The 18,299-nt window shown below is 45.3% G+C and carries 23 protein-coding genes; 13 read left to right on the top strand and 10 right to left on the bottom strand.

Annotated elements, in window-relative coordinates; translation table 11 throughout:
* Positions 1–356: 356 nt before the first annotated feature.
* Complete coding sequence (locus tag SFC25_RS16390) at positions 357–2,990, bottom strand: cation-translocating P-type ATPase (RefSeq protein WP_411216322.1); 2,634 nt, start codon at positions 2,988–2,990, stop codon at positions 357–359.
* Between the two features lie 179 nt (positions 2,991–3,169).
* Here SFC25_RS16390 and pdaB point away from each other — a divergent pair, with 179 nt between their 5' ends.
* The 5 genes from pdaB to SFC25_RS16415 all read left to right on the top strand — a co-directional run bounded on the left by pdaB (position 3,170) and on the right by SFC25_RS16415 (position 7,841).
* The gene (gene pdaB, locus SFC25_RS16395; protein WP_411216323.1) at positions 3,170–3,931 is read left to right on the top strand and encodes a polysaccharide deacetylase family sporulation protein PdaB; all 762 of its coding nucleotides are present in this window, start codon (positions 3,170–3,172) and stop codon (positions 3,929–3,931) included.
* Positions 3,932–3,996: 65 nt separating this feature from the next.
* Complete coding sequence (gerD, locus tag SFC25_RS16400; protein WP_411216324.1) at positions 3,997–4,563, top strand: spore germination lipoprotein GerD; 567 nt, start codon at positions 3,997–3,999, stop codon at positions 4,561–4,563.
* 128 nt (positions 4,564–4,691) lie between these two features.
* On the top strand, positions 4,692–6,014 hold the full coding sequence (locus SFC25_RS16405) for an ABC transporter substrate-binding protein (protein ID WP_411216325.1): 1,323 nt from the start codon (positions 4,692–4,694) through the stop codon (positions 6,012–6,014).
* Positions 6,015–6,036: 22 nt separating this feature from the next.
* Positions 6,037–6,951 (top strand): carbohydrate ABC transporter permease, encoded by a 915-nt coding sequence (locus tag SFC25_RS16410; RefSeq protein WP_411216326.1) that lies wholly within the window; start codon positions 6,037–6,039, stop codon positions 6,949–6,951.
* A complete protein-coding gene (locus tag SFC25_RS16415; protein ID WP_411216375.1) occupies positions 6,951–7,841 on the top strand; it encodes a carbohydrate ABC transporter permease in 891 nt (296 codons plus the stop codon). The genes SFC25_RS16410 and SFC25_RS16415 overlap by 1 nt, the downstream gene beginning before the upstream one ends.
* Positions 7,842–7,877: 36 nt before the next feature.
* Here the strand turns inward: SFC25_RS16415 and SFC25_RS16420 are convergent, their stop codons facing one another.
* Together SFC25_RS16420 and cwlD are read right to left on the bottom strand one after the other, a co-directional pair.
* A complete protein-coding gene (locus tag SFC25_RS16420) occupies positions 7,878–8,942 on the bottom strand; it encodes an Mrp/NBP35 family ATP-binding protein (RefSeq protein WP_411216327.1) in 1,065 nt (354 codons plus the stop codon).
* A 100-nt stretch (positions 8,943–9,042) separates the two neighbouring features.
* Positions 9,043–9,765 carry an N-acetylmuramoyl-L-alanine amidase CwlD gene (gene cwlD, locus SFC25_RS16425; protein ID WP_411216328.1) on the bottom strand — a complete coding sequence of 241 codons (723 nt, stop codon included), beginning with the start codon at positions 9,763–9,765 and terminating at the stop codon, positions 9,043–9,045.
* Positions 9,766–9,920: 155 nt separating this feature from the next.
* Here cwlD and SFC25_RS16430 point away from each other — a divergent pair, with 155 nt between their 5' ends.
* Genes SFC25_RS16430 through SFC25_RS16445 form a run of 4 tightly spaced genes read left to right on the top strand, consistent with a single transcriptional unit; the run spans position 9,921 to position 11,228 of the window.
* Positions 9,921–10,133, top strand: a complete 213-nt coding sequence (locus SFC25_RS16430; protein WP_095224666.1) for a hypothetical protein — start codon at positions 9,921–9,923, stop codon at positions 10,131–10,133.
* Positions 10,134–10,153: 20 nt separating this feature from the next.
* On the top strand, positions 10,154–10,585 hold the full coding sequence (locus SFC25_RS16435; protein WP_411216376.1) for an NUDIX hydrolase: 432 nt from the start codon (positions 10,154–10,156) through the stop codon (positions 10,583–10,585).
* Between the two features lie 12 nt (positions 10,586–10,597).
* Positions 10,598–10,780 carry a hypothetical protein gene (locus tag SFC25_RS16440; RefSeq protein WP_411216329.1) on the top strand — a complete coding sequence of 61 codons (183 nt, stop codon included), beginning with the start codon at positions 10,598–10,600 and terminating at the stop codon, positions 10,778–10,780.
* Positions 10,781–10,793: 13 nt separating this feature from the next.
* Positions 10,794–11,228 (top strand): VOC family protein, encoded by a 435-nt coding sequence (locus SFC25_RS16445; RefSeq protein ID WP_411216330.1) that lies wholly within the window; start codon positions 10,794–10,796, stop codon positions 11,226–11,228.
* A gap of 34 nt (positions 11,229–11,262) precedes the next feature.
* Here the strand turns inward: SFC25_RS16445 and SFC25_RS16450 are convergent, their stop codons facing one another.
* Positions 11,263–12,132, bottom strand: coding sequence for a cation diffusion facilitator family transporter (locus SFC25_RS16450; protein ID WP_411216331.1), 870 nt, complete (start codon positions 12,130–12,132; stop codon positions 11,263–11,265).
* Positions 12,133–12,363: 231 nt separating this feature from the next.
* Between SFC25_RS16450 and SFC25_RS16455 the strand changes: the two genes are divergently transcribed.
* The 4 genes from SFC25_RS16455 (at position 12,364) to SFC25_RS16470 (ending at position 13,892) form a co-directional block, all read left to right on the top strand.
* Positions 12,364–12,561 carry a hypothetical protein gene (locus SFC25_RS16455; protein WP_411216332.1) on the top strand — a complete coding sequence of 66 codons (198 nt, stop codon included), beginning with the start codon at positions 12,364–12,366 and terminating at the stop codon, positions 12,559–12,561.
* An 86-nt stretch (positions 12,562–12,647) separates the two neighbouring features.
* The gene (locus SFC25_RS16460) at positions 12,648–12,809 is read left to right on the top strand and encodes a hypothetical protein (protein ID WP_411216333.1); all 162 of its coding nucleotides are present in this window, start codon (positions 12,648–12,650) and stop codon (positions 12,807–12,809) included.
* Between the two features lie 82 nt (positions 12,810–12,891).
* Positions 12,892–13,206, top strand: coding sequence for a hypothetical protein (locus SFC25_RS16465; protein ID WP_411216334.1), 315 nt, complete (start codon positions 12,892–12,894; stop codon positions 13,204–13,206).
* 185 nt (positions 13,207–13,391) lie between these two features.
* Complete coding sequence (locus SFC25_RS16470; protein WP_411216335.1) at positions 13,392–13,892, top strand: pyrophosphohydrolase domain-containing protein; 501 nt, start codon at positions 13,392–13,394, stop codon at positions 13,890–13,892.
* 44 nt (positions 13,893–13,936) lie between these two features.
* Here the strand turns inward: SFC25_RS16470 and SFC25_RS16475 are convergent, their stop codons facing one another.
* The 6 genes from SFC25_RS16475 to truA all read right to left on the bottom strand — a co-directional run bounded on the left by SFC25_RS16475 (position 13,937) and on the right by truA (position 18,293).
* The gene (locus tag SFC25_RS16475; protein WP_411216336.1) at positions 13,937–14,239 is read right to left on the bottom strand and encodes a hypothetical protein; all 303 of its coding nucleotides are present in this window, start codon (positions 14,237–14,239) and stop codon (positions 13,937–13,939) included.
* 108 nt (positions 14,240–14,347) lie between these two features.
* Entirely contained in the window at positions 14,348–15,154 is an 807-nt protein-coding gene (locus tag SFC25_RS16480; protein WP_411216337.1) for a glycerophosphodiester phosphodiesterase family protein, read from the bottom strand.
* A 231-nt stretch (positions 15,155–15,385) separates the two neighbouring features.
* A complete protein-coding gene (locus SFC25_RS16485) occupies positions 15,386–16,357 on the bottom strand; it encodes an NAD(P)-dependent alcohol dehydrogenase (RefSeq protein WP_411216338.1) in 972 nt (323 codons plus the stop codon).
* 170 nt (positions 16,358–16,527) lie between these two features.
* Positions 16,528–16,920, bottom strand: a complete 393-nt coding sequence (gene rpsI, locus SFC25_RS16490; protein ID WP_038565267.1) for a 30S ribosomal protein S9 — start codon at positions 16,918–16,920, stop codon at positions 16,528–16,530.
* Between the two features lie 21 nt (positions 16,921–16,941).
* On the bottom strand, positions 16,942–17,379 hold the full coding sequence (gene rplM / locus SFC25_RS16495; protein ID WP_095220661.1) for a 50S ribosomal protein L13: 438 nt from the start codon (positions 17,377–17,379) through the stop codon (positions 16,942–16,944).
* A 170-nt stretch (positions 17,380–17,549) separates the two neighbouring features.
* The gene (truA, locus tag SFC25_RS16500; RefSeq protein ID WP_411216339.1) at positions 17,550–18,293 is read right to left on the bottom strand and encodes a tRNA pseudouridine(38-40) synthase TruA; all 744 of its coding nucleotides are present in this window, start codon (positions 18,291–18,293) and stop codon (positions 17,550–17,552) included.
* Between the last annotated feature and the right edge of the window lie 6 nt (positions 18,294–18,299).

An 18,299-nucleotide genomic window follows, 5' to 3' on the forward strand; every position in this document is an offset into this window, starting at 1 on the left:
ACGATCATGTCGTTTAGTTCGTAATTGGTTGTTTTGTTCAGTTTTCAAGAATCAAGTTGTTGCCGCTTGTTTCAGCGACTAGAACATCTTATCATGTCTCGGTCGTTTCTGTCAACAACCTTTTTTAAAAAACTTGATAATCTGTTTGGCGTGTTTTTTCGTCTTATCTTAGCGCCGTTTAACAGTATACGACCAATTCCAGTATACGTCAACACCTTTTTTCTATTAAAATTCGAAAGCCGCTGTGAGACCCTTCTACGGGACTCTCAGGCGCCAAGTTCCATGCCGCATTCACACAGTCCCCGTCCCATTTATCATAAAGAAAAGCCCCGTTTAAAACGGAGCTTTTCGAGTTATTATCTTCTATTACGTATAGCTTTGATGATTTCCATCAAGACGACTGCTGCAAGAGCAAGTCCTGTTGCAATGGACCAGTTCCTCCAGCCAAACGCATCCGGAATGGAAAAGATACTGCGCACTCCCGGCAATACTGTGACCCCGTAAAGCAGAAAGCAAATTGCCACTGCACCGAGTACATACTTGTTAGTCAGGAAGCCCACTTTGAAAATGGTCTGGGTATTGGATCTTGCAGAAAACGTTTGGAGTGTCCTGGCCAAGATAAGTGTCGTAAAGGCCATTGCTATCCCCATTTCAGTAGAATGCCGCAATCCAATATAGAAAGAGATAACGACCGCCGCTCCTATAAGCACCCCGCGGACAATTACACTTTGAAGCGTGCCGCCAGAGAATATTCCCTCGTTTATATCGCGGGGTTTTCGTTTCATCACATCCGGTTCTTCCTTCTCCATGCCAAGAGCCAGCGCCGGCAAGGAGTCATTGATTAAATTGATGAACAGAAGCTGCAGTGCGGTGAATGGATTCGGCATATTGAGAAAGACCGCGAAGAGGATAGCGATAATCGCCCCAAGGTTGCCGGCAAACAAATATCCTATCGCCTTTTTGATATTATCAAACACCGTGCGTCCTACTCCGACAGCGTTGACGATGGAGACAAAATTATCATCTGCGAGTACCATGGCAGATGAATCCTTGGCTACGTCCGTTCCGCTTCCCATTGCAATCCCTATATCCGCTTGCTTCAGTGCAGGTGCGTCATTCACACCATCTCCAGTCATTGCGGTAATGGCTCCTTTATTCTGCCATGCCCGGACAATCCTGATTTTATTTTCCGGTGATACACGGGCATAGACAGAAATGCGGCCAAGCTTCTCACCTAATTCTTCATCAGTTAGTTTATCCAGTTCCTTACCCGTCAGGGCGAGGTCTCCTTCTTCCATCAATCCAATTTCTTTCCCGATTGCCTGAGCTGTGGTTTTATGGTCTCCGGTAATCATGATACTGCGAATACCGGCACTTCTTGCTTCCGCGATAGATGCTGGAACGGCTTCGCGCGGTGGATCAATCATAGCAGTGAGACCGACTAGCACAAGATCTTTTTCATCCTGCTCATCTAGCGAACGCTTATCCTCGGATATCTTTTTATAACCATATGCCAGTACACGAAGGGCATTATCGGAGAATTTCTCATTCTGGTCCATAACTTCTTGAAGACGAGTCTCATCCAGAGTTTGTTCTTCTCCATCGATCAGGATATGCGTGCATCTTTCGAACATGACATCCGGTCCGCCCTTTGTCAGCATCAGTCTATCTCCATCGATGCGATAAACAGTGGACATCATTTTCCGATCCGAGTCGAAAGGCAGCTCCATTTCCCGCTCCTTCTCTTTTCGCAGCCGAGCCGGATCCAGTCCCATCTTCTTTCCGAAGTGAATCAGCGCTGTCTCTGTCGGATCTCCGATTTCTGCTCCATCTTCACTGACACTCGAATCATTACACAGCACAGCGATATTTAAAAGCAACTGCTCCGATTTGCCCCTTGCTGCTTCATCTTCTGATATTCCTTCGCTTTTCCCAGGAATGAAGGTCTCCGTCACGGTCATCTTGTTCTGCGTAAGAGTTCCCGTCTTATCCGTACAAATTACGCGAGTGGAGCCAAGTGTTTCTACCGCAGGCAGTCTGCGAATGATTGCCTGCTGTTTGGCCATCTTTGTAGTACCTACTGCCATGACGATTGTAACAATAGAAGATAGTGCTTCCGGAATTGCGGCTACCGCTACTGCGACTGAAAAAGTGAAGGCATTAAGGAAGCCTTGGGCCATATCCGCCTGGCCATCTCCAAACCAAAGACGAGCGGCTTGAGCTGCAAAGATTAAAATACACAGCACCAAGACAGCAATTCCCAGCCTTTTACTGAACGCATCCAGCTTTTTCTGCAAAGGTGTCTGCTTGGATTCTGCTGTCTCGATCATATTGGCAATCTGCCCAATCTCAGTATCCTGGGCAATGGCTGTTACGATGAAGCTCCCCCGTCCGTTCACTACCAGCGAGCCGCTATGTACCATATTCGTACGGTCACCAATAGAAGCTTCTTCTTCAATTACCTCCGTTTTTTTATTTGCCGCTTCTGACTCCCCGGTCAGCATCCCTTCGTTGATCTTCAGTGACTCGCTGCTGATAAGTCTCCCGTCAGCCGGCACATAATCCCCTGCATCGAGCTGTACGATATCTCCTTTTGTCAGTTCCTTTGCTGGTACAGTCTTACTTTCTCCGTCCCGCACCACTTTTGCTGATGGAGCTGACATCTCCTGTAAAGCTTCTAATGAACTCTCCGCTTTCTTTGTTTGTACAACACTAATGACACTATTGAGCAGGATGACCAAAAAAATGATGATGGATTCCACTACTTCGCCCAATGCCAGCTGAACAGCAGCTGCAACGAGGAGGACAATAACCATGGCGTCCTTGAAAGTGGCAAGGAACAGCTTCCATACCGGATCCTTCTCTTTGCTTTTCAATTCATTGTATCCATCTGCTTCCAGTCTCCGCTGCGCTTCTTCCTGCGATATACCTTCCCGCGAGGTCCCCAGTTCCTGTAAAACCTCTTCTGCATCCATGCGATAAGCCTTCACTCCATACGCCCCTTTCCAGATTCTCTCCTATTGGTTTCCCCAAAAGAAGCAAAATGGAATCAGCTTTTTTGTAAAAATGTTGTCATTTCTATTAACAGACAGCAGACAAGCATCATTTTCCCGGACAGGCATGCATAGAATGGAACTACATTACGGAGACACCGAAGGGAATGATAGGCATGCAGCACTTTTATGTATTCCGTTTCAACAAGTGGAAAAGGTGGGCATTTGTCGTAGCAGCAGCAATGTTCACGGCATTGATCATCTGGATGGAGACGAGCAGTACGCTTTCCGTCTTTTCCTCGAAGGAAAAACCAGCAGCTTTGACACAAGGAAGCAAGGAAGCGCCTAATATTGCACTCACCTTCAATATAAGCTGGGGAGATACGCAAGCTATCCCTATACTGGATGAATTGAAGGAACAAAATGTAAAAGCCACCTTCTTCGTCAGTGGTGAGTGGGCTGAGCGTCATCCGCAAATCATCGATCGGATTGTTGAGGATAAGCATGAATTGGGCATGATGGGCTATCGATACAAAAGCTATATCGATCAGGAGCCTGCTCAGATAAGAAAAGACCTTTCCTATGCAAAAGAGATATTCCGTAAACTCGGGCATGAGGATATCGAACTGCTCCGGGCACCCACTGGGGATTTCAACACTGAAATCATCCAATTGTCCGAAACACTTGGGTTGAAAGTCATTCAATACAGTGTCAATCCGCAGGACTGGCGCAATCCAGGAACGCAGCTAATCGTAGATGAGGTCATGGAAGAAGCAAGCAATGGTGACATCATCCAGCTGCACGCTTCCGATTCCGTTAAACAAACCGAAAAAGCTTTGGAGACCATCCTGCCAGCACTGAAGAATAAGGGATATCATTATGTGACAGTGAGCGAACTGATTGCTGGCGGCACCCCTGAACTGAAAGAAGTGAATTAGTGCATAAACAATGCTCTTTCTGCGCAAAGTAAGCGTACTTACTACAGTGGAAGGAGCACAATTTTATGTTTGTACGGTTAGTGCCAATCTTGTTATTATCCCTTGTCGTGCTTACTTCATGCACGGGCGGGCAAGCTGCAGAAAGCAGTCAGCCGGATTATGATACGACCAAGCAAATGGTTGCCGATATATTGAAAACAGACGAAGGCAAAAAAGCAATATCGGAAGTGATGTCTGATGAGACTATGCAGGATCTTGTCTCATTGGATGCCAGCAAAGTTGAAGATGCCATCAATAAATCATGGACTTCAGAAGAAGGACAGAAATTCTGGAAAGAGCGTTTTGAGGATCCGGAATTCGTCGCAGCCTTCGCGAAGAACATCGGTCCTGAGCAGAAAAAGCTCGTAAAAGACCTGATGAATGATTCAGATTTCCAAAAGCAGATGCTGCAGCTCTTACAGGATCCAAAAGTACAAGAGCAGATGCTCAACGTCATGAAAAGTCAGGATTTCCGCAAGGAGCTTGAGAAAACGATCCAGGAATCATCGGAAACGCCAATGTTTGAGCAAAAGCTGATGCAGACTGTTCAAAAAGCATTGGAAGAAGCGCAATCCAAACAAAAAGAAAAGTAAATCCTAAGACCTTGGCAGACCCTCCTCTGTCTGGGTCTTTTTTATCATCTTCTCCTAAAAGCGTTTCCAACTATTTTACGATGGGTAAAGAAAAGCGTTTTCATGAAACTAATTGGAGGGAACTACATATGCTGAAACGTTTTAGTCTGTTGGCACTGGCATTGCTGCTCTTCCTGACGGGTTGTGCTGGTTTTACCGGCGGATCAGAGGGAACTGCGGCATCAGAAGGAGAAACGGAAGATGGTAAAGTGAAAATCGATTTTTGGACATTCTGGGGCTCTGAGATTCGCCGACCAGTAATAGACAAAATCATTGAAGACTTTAATAACTCGCAAGACGAAATCGTAGTGGAACATACATACATACCTTTCGGCGATATCTGGACGAAGGAATTGGCTGCAATCGCAGCAAACAATCCACCGGATGTTGTCATCAATGATATTAACGCCACAGCCCTTCGCGGACAGGAAGGACAAGCTGAGAACCTGGCGCCATACTTGGAAGAAGACGATATTTCCGGACGTTTTTATGAGAATCTTTGGGACGCTACTTTATATGAAGGTGATTCCTACGGTATTCCATTCAATACAGACACACGGCTGTTGTTCTATAACAAAGATGCCTTCAAAGAAGCTGGGCTAGATCCGAACAAGCCCCCTGAAACGTGGGAAGAGCTTGAAGAATACGCTGAGAAGCTCGACAAGAAATCAGGAGATACGTATGAACGAATCGGCTTCTACCCGCTATATGGCGTTGGATCTGATGTGTGGTTATTGAACGGATCCGGAACGAATTATTTCAACGAGAATGATGAACCGGTCATCAACAGTGAGACAAACGTTGATACGATGGAATGGATCAAGAGCTGGAAAGATAAATACGGCGAAGATACCATCAACCGTTACCAATCTCAAATCGACAGTCAGCAGAGCAATCCTTTCTTTGACGGTTCGCTCGGTATGATGGCGAATGCAGCAACCTTCTACACACAAATTCGCGACTATGCACCAGACCTTGACTTTGGTGTAGCTCCATTACCGGAGAAAACATCTGGCAGCGGTCACACAAGCTGGGGCGGCGGATTTGTAGCAGAGATTCCAAAGGGCTCTTCTCACCCGGATGAAGCATGGGAATTCATCAAGTATCTTACAGATAAGGAAGCACAGGAATATTGGGCCGTGAAGAACTTCGACAATGTAGCCAACATGGAAGCATCTGAAAGTGCAGCAACATCCGATGAATTATCAGAAAAAGACCAGATGGTCTATGAAATGGCAGCACAGAATCTGAACGATACATTGCTTACCCCAATGCCTGCTTATGCTCCGGATTACGTGAATCTCATCAATCCGCAGCTCGATGCTATCCTGATTGAAAATAAACCAGCACAGGAAGCATTGGATCAAGCACAGCAGGACGTGGAAGAACTAGTAGAAAAAACAGCTAAATAGGGAGTCTTTTTGGGGGGATACGATGAAAAAGAAAAAATGGTGGACGATGGGAAGACGCGAAAGTCTCCAAGGGTATGTTTTCATTGCCCCTTGGATCATCGGTTTCCTCGCGTTCACACTAGGTCCGCTGGCGTTCTCTTTGTACGCAAGCTTCACCGATTACAACATCACATCCCGCATGGACTTTGTGGGTTTGCAGAATTATGATCAGCTATTTACAGGGGATGACCTATTTTGGACATCCCTTTACAACACGTTATACTTTGTTATTTTCTCAGTTCCACTTACAACCATAGGGGCTATCTTCATCTCGATGCTGATGAATCAAAGCCTGCCAGGCATGCGGATCTTCCGGACAATCTTCTACCTTCCGGCTGTTTTATCCGGTGTCGGTGTCTACCTGCTTTGGATGCAGCTCCTGGACCCAGGAACTGGCCTTGTTAACACCGTTCTATCTTGGTTTGGTATCAATGGACCGAACTGGCTGTTTGATCCAGACTGGACAAAACCGTCTCTTATCTTCATGAAACTGTGGAGTGTCGGCGGCAGTATGCTGCTTTATCTTGCAAGCATGCAAGGTATCAGCAAAAATTTGTATGAGGCAGCTGATATCGACGGGGCTGGACCATGGAAGAAGTTCCTTCATATCACGTTGCCATTGATTACCCCGGTCATATTCTTCGATATCATAACAAGCACGATCGGAAGCTTCCAAATCTTCCAAGAAGCATATGTCATGAGTCAGAACGGTTCTGGAGGTCCGGCAAGTTCCATGCTGTTCTATAATCTTTATATGTGGATCAAGGCATTCCAATCGTTTGATATGGGCTATGCCATGGCAATGTCGTGGATCTTATTCGTTGTTGTACTGATAATCACGATCATCAATCTGAAGCTTGCACCAAAATGGGTGCATTACGAGGGGGATGATAAGTGATGGATATTGCAGAACGGAAGCAGCTTGCCAAGAAACGAGAACGAAGGAAGCCTGTTATAAGCAATAATCTGCTGCGGTCGTTGAATTGGGTCCTGCTCATTGTCGGAAGTCTCTTCCTGCTATCGCCAATCTGGTGGATGATCAGCACCTCTTTGAAACCGATGGAGGAAATCATGCAATTTCCGCCTACCCTATTACCGCAGGAATGGCATTGGGAGAATTATGTACATACGTGGCAGTCAGCTCCGTTTACGACATATGCTGTGAATACAATTACCATCACACTCATTTGTGTGGTAGCCAACGTATTTGTAAATGCTTTTATAGCATACGGATTTGCCAAGATTCCATTCCCAGGGAAGAATATCCTATTCACGGTCGTCCTATCAACGATGATGATTCCTGGCTTTGTAACGCTCATTCCGCAATATGTTCTCTTTGCTAAGCTGGAATGGCTGAATACGTATTATCCGCTTGTGGTGCCTGCCCTGTTCGGCAGTGCGTTCAATATCTTCCTGCTCCGGCAGTTCTTCCGGACAATACCGAACGAAATGATTGAAGCCGCAAAAATGGAAGGTGCAAATCATTTCTATATCTGGCGGAAGATTGCCCTGCCTCTTGTCAAGCCGGCATTGGCAACAGTGGCGATATTCTCGTTCAACGGCGCGTGGAATGACTTCCTCGGTCCGTTGCTGTATGTGAACGATGAAAGTCTCTATACACTGCAAATTGGACTGCAAGTTTTCAAGGAGCAAGCGAGCACGCAATGGAATTACCTGATGGCAGGTTCCTTGCTTGTATTGCTGCCTGTGATCATCCTGTTCTTCGTCTTCCAGAAGTACTTTATCAAAGGAGCGAATATCACAGGATCGAGCAGCTTCGATAAATAAAATAAAGCTGAGAGCAAAAATGCTCTCAGCTTTATTTTATTGCATATATTTCTCTAAAATCGCTCTTGCCAAGTCATCATACGCATCTCCGAGCGGATGATTTTCTTGATATACAGCTGGTGCAAAGACTCCCTCTTCCTTGTATGGCTGTGCCAGCGGCAAGCGGCCGATCACTTCTGTATCAAGTGCATCTGCAAGCTTGTCCCCGCCGCCTTGGCCAAAGACATACTCTTTTTCACCAGTAGCCTGTACTTCATAGTACGCCATGTTTTCTACAACACCAAGTATCTCATGCTCGGTGCGTATCGCCATTTGACCAGCACGCGCAGCTACGAAAGCAGCGTTAGGATGCGGTGTTGTAACGATGATTTCCTTGGAAGATGGCAGCATCGTATGAATATCCAAAGCTACATCTCCTGTTCCCGGCGGAAGGTCGACAAGCAAGTAATCGAGATCATCGCCCCACTGTACTTCTTTGAAGAAGCTTGTCAGCATTTTTCCAAGCATTGGTCCGCGCCAGATGACTGGTCCGTTATCTTCCACAAAGAAGCCCATCGAGATGATCTTCACGCCAAAACGTTCTACTGGTTTGATTTTGTCATCCACCACTTCCGGCCGTTTCTCGATACCCATCATTTCCGGGACACTGAAACCATATATATCCGCATCGATGATACCGACTTTGAACCCTATACGCGCAAGTGCTACTGCCAAATTGACTGTAACCGTAGATTTACCGACACCGCCTTTACCGCTGGCGATGTTGATGAATTTTGTCTTTGTATCCTTGTCCAGCAGAGATTTCTGCTGCTTGCCTGAGGATTGTGTTTGGCTGTAGCGGTCCACAATGTCCTGCGGCAGCTGATCAAAGCGCAATCCTACTGTTGCAGCTCCTGCACTTTTCAGGACATTGACAATTTCTTGCTGCAGCTGCATCTGTTCTGCTGTATTTGTTTTACCAACCAAAATCTTCACGCTGACATGCCGTTTCTCTTCCTTGATCCGGATATCAGCGATTGCGCCAGTCTCTCCTAGCGTCGTATGTAGAAAAGGATCTTCGATATCATTCAGAAGCTCCCGTACTTTTTCTTCTGTTACCATGTGAACGCCCCCTACCTAGCTTGTTCCGGAAAACGTTTTCCAGATTGCTTTTACCGCTAGTATAACACATTCTTAAGACAGCTAGGCAAGCGGCGCTCGGTCATTCATCTTCCGGCATCTTTTCGGTCGTATAACGAAGGATACCTTCATAAATACTGAAGGCCATCTGTTCCTGATAAGGCGAATCTTTCAAGAGCTCCAGCTCCCGCGGATTAGACATGAATCCGATTTCTACAAGTGCTCCCGTCGGCTCCGTGTGCTTCAGCAGGTACATCGTATTCAATGCCAGCGGCACCCGTGTCGTGTTTTCAAGATTTCGTTTGATTTCATCCTGGATGAATGTTGCCAATGCTTTACTGCCTGGATTATCTTCATTGAAGAATGTCTGGGCTCCGGACCATTTGGAAGACAGCAAGGCATTGGTATGAATACTGATATAAAAGTCCGCTTCCTTTTCTTCGATGAAAGCTACCCGGTTCCGTATATCCTCTGATTTCCGGCGGGAGAGCCCCTTTGTATCTTTATCAGCTAAATCCACATCATCTTCCCGTGTCAGATAGACGAGCGCACCTGCCTGCTGCAAATAGTCCCGCAACTGTTTTGAAACTGCTAAAGTAATTCCAGCTTCCTGCGTACCATCTGCACCTTCCGCCCCGCCATCGACACCGCCGTGCCCCGGGTCGATGACAATCGTCTTGCCAGCTAATGGCAAGGACCAGGAATGGGAAGATTCCTCTGTCGTGACGATTTTCGGTACGTAGTACGCGAGCAGCATGATAAACAGCGCAGCTGCTACGGCTCCTGCAATCCATCTTCTAGTCATTCGTGCTTCCTCCCATACCGCGCATTTGTACACTATATGGGACAACCACTCCGGATATACGCTCTTCTTTGGAATTTATGCTGGCACTGGTATAATGAAACTAGAAATATGGATGAAGCTAGAAATACAAAGTATGACAGAAAAGGACGTACAAAATGAATTTCGATAATCAGACGAAACGCTTATATTTGAATGTTGGTATCTATGTCGTGCTGGGCGGAATAAGTGCACTGCTTTATTTGCTCCATGACAATCTAATCATTATTGGTATCTGCTTACTCGTCAGCTACTTGATCAGCTATGGTATCTCCAACACTCTTTTTCCTCGCAGCAAAGACACCTTCTACCCGAAGGATGAAAGGAAGTAATATCATTGGCCAACTATATCATGGATTTACGTGAAACAGTAGGCAGCCGGCCGCTCGTCATGGCTGGTGCCGGTGTCATCGTTCGGAATGAAGATGGCAAGCTGCTCTTACAGCTTAGAGCGGATACGAAGGACTGGGGGCTTCCTGGCGGCGCTATGGAGCTTAGAGAATCACTGGAAGACACCGCCAGAAGGGAGCTTTTGGAGGAAACAGGACTGCATGCAGAGCGTTTCAGTTTCCAGCGCATGTGCTCTGGCCCGGAATTTTACGCGAAGTATCCAAATGGAGATGAAGTTTACAATGTCATTTCCGTATACGAAGCCTTTGATATAACAGGCGAATTTGCAATGCTTGATGGGGAAAGCCTGGATTTGCGGTATTTTCCTCTAGATGACCTGCCCGAACTCAACCATATCACCCAGAAGATGCTTTCTGGCCTACTTATTCCATAAAGGGGCACGATTATGACAAGAAAAACCTGGATGTACTTATTCATTATGCTAACCGGCTTATCCATAGGAGTGTACAACAATTTCACCAATATAGGAACGTTGCTGCTTATGATCCTGCTTAGTGCTGCAGCAGTGATCATGATCATTTCTAACATCAGTGCAGGGCTCAAAAACCGGCGGCTAAAAAAACAATAGGAGTGTTTGCCGAATGAACCAGATCAATTTGATTTGCTTAGGTGTTAAGGAGATGCAAGCATCACTTGCTTTCTATCGCGATGGCCTGGATTTCGAGACAAGCTTAAAGGAAAACTCACCAAATATCGTCTTCTTCAACAATAGAGGAACGAAGCTGGAATTGTATCCGCTAGAAGCATTACGCAAAGATATCAATGCGGATAATCCCCCTGAAACAGGCACTGGTTTTCCTGGCTTCACACTCGCTTATAATGCGAAGACGGCACAGGAAGTCGATTATGTAATCGAGAAAGCGGCACGAGCCGGTGCCACGATCGTGAAACAGCCGCAGCGAGTCGATTGGGGTGGCTACAGCGGTTATTTCACTGATCCTGACGGCTATTATTGGGAAGTAGCGTTCAGCGAGCATTGGAAATTTGATGATAACAATATGCTGATCATTGATTAAAGCAAAAAGCCAGAAGCATAACGCTTCTGGCTTTTTATTGTGGTTCAACATGGACATTCACCCAGTAGACGCCATGCTCCCGCTTCAGCGTCTTTTCCACTGTTGTTGCCACATCATGTGCTTGCCGGATGTCCAGCGTGGAATTGACCAAAATCTCTGTATCGACGATGGCATTATTGCCGTAGCTTCTCGCCTTCATCGTCTTTATACCCTTTACACCTGAGATATTCATAATCGTCTCCGTATAGGAGACCATAAGTGTTTCATCGAATCCATCGGTCAGCTGGTGAGAAGAAGAAGTAAAGATCTCCCATGCCGTCTTACAGATAATCAAGCCGACAATGATTGCCGCCAGCGGATCCAGCCAAGGCAAACCAAGCTGAGATCCGACGATACCGACTACTGTTCCTACACTGACAAGTGCATCCGATAGATTATCTTTTGCTGCCGCTTGTACAGATTGACTGTTTATTTTTGAACCTAGCCGCATATTATAGCGATAGACAATAAACATAACGATTGCTCCGAATACGCCTGTCCAGGCTGCCATCATATCTGGCGCTTCGTTAGAGCCATCAAACACATTCAGTACAGCTGTATACAATACTTGCAGACCGACTGTCATCATGATAAAGGAAGCGATGAGACTTGCGACCGTCTCCGCCTTCCAATGTCCGTATGGATGATCGGCATCAGGTGGCTTCCTCGCCAGCTTCAGCCCAATCAGAACCGCAACGGAAGCTACGATATCTGTAGCATTATTCAAACCGTCTGCTCGCAAAGCAGCCGATCCGCTTATAAATCCAACAATCAGTTTTAAAGAGGACAAGACAAGATAAGCACCGATACTGATATAGACTCCGCGCTCTCCCATCTTCAGTTCCTTGTATTTTTCATTCTCCAACGCCTCGTCAGCCCTTTCATTCCAGTTCCATCATCATATCAGTCCAGCATTGGGTGGGTCTACAGCAACGTTTTTTCAAGCTGCCATATGAATAGCCGGTAGCTAATAGTTTTTCCCTGAGCAAAAGCGCAGATAATTCACAAAAGGAAAGCTAATCAAACGATTGATCAAAAGCTAAGGCACCATCCGCCCAGAGGTGCATACGCTAAGAGGAGGAAGGAGCGATGATCAGTGAATAACGATACTATCATTGTCGAAGAGGAAAGATATGAGTTCATCGCCACGGTGATATCTTATATAGGCCTGATCCTATCCCTGATCGGAGCAACAATTGCCCTATACATTTCCTATACCTCCTATAAGAGGTCTGTACAGAATGCCGGCAGCGGAGACGGATATGGCGCTGTAACAGCTGCTGTTATTGCCTAAGCATGAAGCAGCCTTTCGTTTACTACAATGTAAACAGAGGCTCTTTTTTATAAGAATCTCCAAGACAAGCCTAAGGAGGATGAACGATGAAAGAAGATTTGGAACAGCGCATCCGTGTGCTCGAGCTGGAAGTGGAGAAAATGAAAGAGGAAAACAAACACCCCAGGCACAGCTGGATATGGGCTTTCGTTCCGATACTGGCATTGCTTATCCCGATAGCAGCCATCCTTCGCGATACATTCAATTAAAAAAGCCAACTTATTTGGGCTGCTGTCCCGCGCCTTCCGCTCTTGCCCGTCATACACTGGCACAGAAAGGAAGGTGTTTTACATGCAAGAAGAAAATCAAACTCTTGTACCTTATCAAGCTGATGAGCAAGTTCAATACTCTTATCCGGTTTATACGGATGAATACCGACGCCGCCCAGGATATGGCTTCGGTGGATTCGGTCGTCCTGGATTCGGCTACGGTCGCCCTGGTTACGGCTACGGCGCACCATTCCTTGGAGGCGTGGTCGGCGGATTGATCGGCAGCAGCTTGCTTTATCCGCCTTATTATAACCGCCCTCGGCCTTACCCATACCCATACTATCCTTATCCATACTATCCGTACTATAACTATCCTTACTATGGTTACGGATATTAATATACGAAGAGGGATGACAGTCCCTCTTTTTGTTATTTTCAAGTATATAAATTACTGATGTCAGATAGATACGTTAACCGGAGTTGCCTTTCGCTCTGATGCTAGATGATAATGGTAATGATCCAGCACATTAGGTACAGAAGATCGAAAGGAAGATCTTAAAAAGTTAAAAGGAGAATGACGAGATGACGAAACAATACAACCAAGTTAGAGAATTCCATGACGCATTCGATCATTTACAAAGTGACAAACCAACTCCTATGAGCAAAGAGATCGCATTACATCGTGCAGTATGGTCAGGTGAGGAATTAATGGAATTTCTATATGCCACTGTGGGTGGAAATCTCACTGAGTTTGAAAAGCTATATGAACAATTCCTAACAGAATTAGAGAAAGCCAAATCCAAAATGTGTGAAGAGCAAAAGCCAGTAGATGATATTCTTGTTGCACAAGCAGATGCACTGATTGATGAGGCCTATTTTAACAATGGTTCCTTTGCTATTCTTGGAGTTGAACCGGAACCACTGTTTGATATAGTACATCAAGCTAATATGGGCAAGTTGCACAATGGTGTTGCTAAGTATCGCGAAGGTGATGGGAAAATACTTAAACCAGAAAACTGGGAAAGAGATTTTGCTCCTGAAAAAAGATTGAAAGTTGAAATTGAGCGTCAAGCGAATACATAACGAATCATGAAAAGAAGGCATACCTCAATTGGTATGCCTTCTTTTCAGTAACTTTCCCTTTTGCGGCTCATTTTCACAAATGCCGCGATAAGCATGAGTGCACCTGGAACAAAGAAGTATAATAGCACGCCGTAGATACCGACTGCAGCTGCCGCGATAAGCAAAACTCCAGCAAGTACCGGTTTTCGATTGAGCAAGACTGCTGCAATGATTCCAAGGATACCCGCTGCAATTCCAAGCATGCCAAAATTGCCGACTGTGTACGTATTTTCAATTAAGGTAAAGAACATAGCTAGAAGTGAGGCAATGATACCGAATATGCCTCCTACTGTCGCAACTGTTTTCATAGAACAAAACTCCCTTCATTGCTGCAATAATTCTTTTATCTCTATATCACCCCAGCATGAAGCTAAACATTTGCACACAAAAAAAGGAATATATCACTAGATCGCGATCTATTCCTCCATCTCCAGTTTATTCGTCAAAAAGGCAGGATCATCCGAGAAAATGCCGTCTACTTCATATTGCAGCATCTCCTCCGTCCACTCTCTTTCGTCTCCTCGATAATAAGCATGGACTTCTAGCTCATGATGCTGAATCATATCTACAGTTGTTTTCTTTAGAATGCCCGCATAAATACCAACACCATTGGCTATCTCTTTCATCTCCTGGAGATCTTTTCCATCCAGCTTCTCCACATCTTTCTTCTTCAGCAATTGAACCAATGTCATCTCCGGATTGAGTTCATGCAGTGCACGAATGCTGTCTTTACTGAACGATTGCAAGATGACTTGATCCTTCGGAATTGCATACTGCTCGAGTAATTGCAGTAATTGCTCCTCCATCACAAGCTCTCCCATATCATTCTCACGTGTTTCAATATAATACTGTACTTCGCTGCCATAGCGTGCCAGAATCTCTTCCAGCGTCGGTACTGTCTGACCGTCTCCTGCATCAAGTGCCTTAACTTCTCTCATGGTGAGTCTCTCAGCCAATCCCTTTCCGTCCGTTGTTCTTTCGACTGTATCATCATGCATCGCCACCAATTCGCCATCTGCTGTTTTGCGCAAATCGATTTCAATATAATCGGCTTTATCCTCAAGTGCCTGATCATAAGAAGAGAACGTATGCTCAGGCTCAACTGCGGATGCCCCGCGATGGGCAATGATCAGTGGACTATAGTCAGACGCTTCCGTTTGGACTGATGAGCCGCCAGCCAGTAACAACGCACATGCCAATAAAAATGTAATAGATTGTCTCATACTGCTAATTTAAAAGAGCTTCGAGCAGATTACCATGCAGCCAGTGTTAAGAATGGGGATACACACAAGTTACAATTTACATTGTCTTTATATTGATAAAATTTTATGACTAGAGATAAACTTTCATATGTACCCATACACCCGGTCCAAATAAAAAGACTCCAATCAAGTAAGAGTCTTTAAGAGATTAATTATTGTTCTATCAAATCATATTTACTGGGGCTTATTATGCTATTCTAAATTAATGATGACATTCCCTTTTTTATGCCCCTTTTCGACATAACGGTGTGCTTCCACTATCTCTTCAAAATCATAACACCTATCAATTACTACTTTTAACTTCCCTTTCTGTACCAGTTCCCCGAGGAAGTTTAGTGCCTCTGGTGTTTCAGGTGCATTTCGACTTAATATCATTTTTTTGCCGGTTGTCAGTTTAGTCCATAACATCCGAAAACTCGGCAGCGGTTCTGTGATATTTATATATGTGCCATCCTTTTTTAGCACTTTCAAACAGTCTGTAAAGGAGCTTTTGTTAACTGCTTCAAAGATAACATCATACGACTCATCACGCTTAGAAAAGTCTTCGCACGTATAATCTACCACCTTGTCAGCACCTAATGATTTTATCCATTCCAAATTCGATGTACTGCAAACTGCTGTCACGTTTGCTCCGAAATACTTGGCAATTTGGACTGCATAACTGCCCACACTCCCCGAGGCCCCATACACCAGAATTTTCTGGCCGCTCTGAATAGCAGCTTTTCGTAAAAAGTACAATGCTGTTCGTGCTCCTATTGGAATGGCAGCCGCTTCTTCATACGAGATATTTGAGGGTTTAATGGATACAGGGCCTGTTTCTGACAAACATTTATATTCGGCATAGGCACCGAATTCCTCCAGAGAGGCTGCAAATACTTGGTCCCCTTTCTTAAAACGTTTCACATCCTTTCCTACTGACACAATCTCTCCAGCTAACTCAACTCCCAACACCTCTTTTTTAGGGTGTCTAAAACCTAGCGTGATACGGGCTGGCAGCCAAAAGACTGGCGGAACGGTAAAACTTCGGGCTCGGATATCTGCAGCTGTGACAGTTGCCGCTTTCACTTTAACTAATATCTCATTATCTTTCGGAACAGGTTTTGCTGTTTCCTTTAGTTGTAGAACATCCGCGGATCCGTACTTGGTGTAAACAATTGTTTTCATTATCCACCTCTGCTTCGTGATATTCGTAATATGATACGAGTACTACGGACAAATAGAACAGCAGGTTCAATATTTCAGTATTTTTCTTACAACACGTTCTAACACGCTATATTTGAACACAAAAAAAGACCCCCAACCAATAGGTTGAGAGTCTTTTGAGTACCCAAAAATTAACGTTTTGAGAACTGTGGAGCGCGACGTGCACCTTTAAGACCGTATTTTTTACGTTCTTTCATACGTGCGTCACGAGTTAGGAAGCCAGCTTTTTTAAGTGTTCCGCGGTACTCAGGATCTGCTTCAAGAAGCGCACGAGAGATACCGTGACGGATAGCACCTGCTTGTCCTGTGAATCCACCACCCTGTACAGTTACAAGAACATCGTAGTTGCCAGCAGTTTCTGTTGCAACTAGAGGTTGGTTGATGATTGTACGAAGTGTTTCGTATGGGAAGTAATCTTCCGCACTACGGTTGTTTACTGTTACTTGACCTGTGCCTGGTACTAGACGTACGCGGGCAGTAGAGCTTTTACGGCGACCGGTGCCGTAGTATTGTACTTGTGCCACTATCGTTTACCTCCTTTTTAATTAACCGCGAAGTGTATAAGCTTCTGGTTGTTGTGCTTGGTGTTTGTGCTCAGCGCCACGGTATACGTGAAGCTTTTTGATCATTTTACGTGCAAGTGGTCCCTTAGGAAGCATGCCTTTGATAGCAAGCTCAAGCATTTGCTCAGGGTATTTTGTACGCATTTCGTCAGCTGTACGCTGTTTCAAACCACCTGGGTGGTTAGAGTGACGGTAATAGATCTTGTCAGCAAGTTTGTTACCAGTAAGTTCGATTTTCTCAGCGTTGATGATGATTACGTTATCACCAGTGTCGGCATGTGGAGTGTAAGTTGGTTTGTGCTTACCGCGTAGGATAGCAGCAACTTCACTTGCAAGACGACCAAGAGTTTGGCCTTCTGCATCCACAACAAGCCATTTGCGTTCGATATTGCTTTCGTTCGCCATGAATGTTGTACGCATGTCATTTCCTCCATTTTTTCGATTGAATCGTTCATTTATTATTCTACACAATTAGTCTTCCGGGGCTAATCGTGGTATAGAAATAAAATGCCATAAACCATAGTATATCATCATAGACCCTCATGTCAAGGGCATGTAACACCCGAATGCGTTGTTTTGCAAAAAAGTTTTCAGTAGTCCACTTTCCAGAGACAAAGTCCGCTCGCAGCAGCGGTTTTACTAGCCAGCTGACGGTCCTTCGACTCTAGTATTCCAGCCATGTCTTCCGGCTCCTTGCGTCCATTCCCAATATCGATCAATGTACCCGCGAGGATGCGCACCATATTATAGAGAAAGCCGCTTCCCGTGAAGGTAAACACAAGCATATCATCCTGCTTTTCACAAACTGCTTCATAGACGGTACGGATCTTATCTCCTTTGACGCCTGTCCGGGCAGAACAAAAAGCACTGAAGTCATGTGTTCCCTCAATTGCTGCGATTGCTTGCTGTATCCTGTCCAGCTCGAGCTGATAAGGGACATGATGGACATAATGGCGCTTGAACACATCTTGTTCCGGTGCATTATGGACAAAGTACTTATATTGCTTCCGCTTCACACTGTAGCGTGCATGGAAGCCTTCTTCTGCTTGTGCTATTTCTGTTATCCTTACATCATCCGGCAGCAAGGTATTGAGTGCCTTGCGCCAGTTATAGTCACCCATGCGAAGCTCGGTATCGAAATGGATGACCTGCCCTCTCGCATGCACTCCTGCATCAGTACGGCCGGATGCTTGGATCCTGATTTGTTTTCCCTTATGAATCTTCATAAGCGCCTTTTCCAGCTCCCCTTGGACCGTGCGGTTTGTCTCCTGCACTTGGAAGCCGGAAAAATGCGTGCCGTCATAGCTGACAGTCGCCTTCATACGTTGCGTCATCTTTGT

It is taken from the genome of Terribacillus saccharophilus, from assembly GCF_046592595.1.
Taxonomy (GTDB): Bacteria; Bacillota; Bacilli; order Bacillales; family Amphibacillaceae; genus Terribacillus; species Terribacillus saccharophilus_C.